The organism is Endozoicomonas sp. SESOKO2 (genome assembly GCF_024606245.1).
GTDB lineage: Bacteria > Pseudomonadota > Gammaproteobacteria > Pseudomonadales > Endozoicomonadaceae > Endozoicomonas_A.
This window is the reverse complement of sequence record NZ_JAHHPQ010000246.1, coordinates 1-1,679: the sequence shown is the minus strand read 5'-3', so window position 1 is coordinate 1,679 and position 1,679 is coordinate 1. Positions and strand designations below refer to the sequence as shown.

Genomic DNA, 1,679 nt, shown 5'->3' with positions numbered 1-1,679 from the left:
CACTCCACTATGCTCCAACCCTTATTCAGGGATATCTGTAAAAGTGGTTGCCGTTTTCGGTTCGCTTTTAAAAAGCTATTGGAACCCCGATTCAGCGTCGTTTAACTTTGTGGAGCTCCGGGGGTCGAGTCAGGATCAACTGTTCGTGATCACCACTATGATGCCCGGCTCTGGAAACAAGCAACAACCCAACCCGCCATCAGAATCATCCGGGCAGGAAGCACTCCCTAAACCTACAGGCTTTTTCACTAGCCTTCTGTATTCTGATTCTGGCAGGGATAATGGAGTCCCTGGACGACACTCACATACGCTAGGTTTAAATTGTTTCGTCCATCCCTGTCATGGCGTTTGTCAATTCCGGCAGTCTTCCGATTCATCCGATACAACCTACCCTGCCGATCAGGCCATTTGCAGCTTGATAATATTCGGGGAGAATGGTCAGCTGCTGCAATGCGGGAAGACCTTCAAGAATGCAAAACCACTGTCGTGTCACAAAAGCAATTGTCACGCCAGGCAACAAACCTGTGACGTGCCCTTGATCTGGAAGGATGGCCAGCCGCGGCCATGCGGGAAGGTCTGCAAGGATACACATGCCCTGTCGAACCACAAAAGTGGATACCACACTGAACAACAAAGCTGTGACGTGACTGTGATCGGGGAGGATGGCCAGCCGAGGCCTTGCGGGAAGGTCAGCAAGAATGCTCACGCCCTGTCGGCTCATAAGAGGGGATACCATACCGAACAAAAAACCTGTGATGTGACCGTGATCGGTGAGGACGGCGAGCCGCAGCCATGCGGAAAGCTCTGCAACAATGCTAACGCCCTGTCGAGTCACAAAGTCGGATACCACACCGGACAAAAAACCTGTGACGTGACCGTGATCGGGGAAGATGGCCAGCCAAAGCCGTGCGGAAAGATCTGGAAGAATGCTCAAGCCTTTAAGGATCACAAAAGAAGAGACCACACCGGACAACAAACCTGTGATTTAATCGTGGAGGGGAAGGCTGGCCAGCAGAAACCGTGCGGAAAGGTCTGCAGGAATGCCAAAGCCCTGTCGAATCACAAAGTCGGATACCACACCGCGCAACAAACCTGCGACGTGACCGTGATCGGCGAGGGTGGTTGGCGGCCATGCGGTAGGGTCTTCAAGAATGCTAACAGCCTGTTGGCTCACAAAAGTTCATACCACACGGGGCAACAAACCTGTGACGTAACAGTGATCGGGGAGGAAGGCCAGCAACGGCCATGCGGAAAAGTCTGCAAGAATGCAAAAGTCCTGTCGAATCACAAAACTGGATACCACACCGGACAAAAAACCTGTGACGTGGCCGTGGTCGGGGAGGAAGGCCAGCAACAGTCATGCGGAAAGGTCTGCAAGAATGCAAAAGTCCTGTCGAATCACAAAAGAATGCATCGAAAACGCAAGCCTCCTGTTAATGATCAAGACGATGACCTCAGGCCTTAGTCTGACAACCGCTCTTTCACGAGGTTTTCTTGATCTATCCTTGCTCTGTACAAGCCAGAATGCAGGGATAGGATTATTAAATACTCACTCTTTTCGGCACTGCGGTTGCTGTTACTGACGTTGTCTGTCGTCTGTCAGGCCGAACCGTTGACAAAACTTTTTATTGTCGACACCAAAGACACTCCACTATGCTCCAACCCTTATTCAGGGATAT

Annotated in this window: 1 protein-coding gene; it reads left to right on the top strand. The window is 51.3% G+C overall.

Annotation, left to right across the window (positions count from 1 at the left end; genetic code table 11):
- A partial coding sequence (locus KDK17_RS05880) for a hypothetical protein (RefSeq protein WP_257253932.1) occupies nt 1–1,465 on the top strand: 1,465 nt, incomplete at its 5' end.
- Between the last annotated feature and the right edge of the window lie 214 nt (nt 1,466–1,679).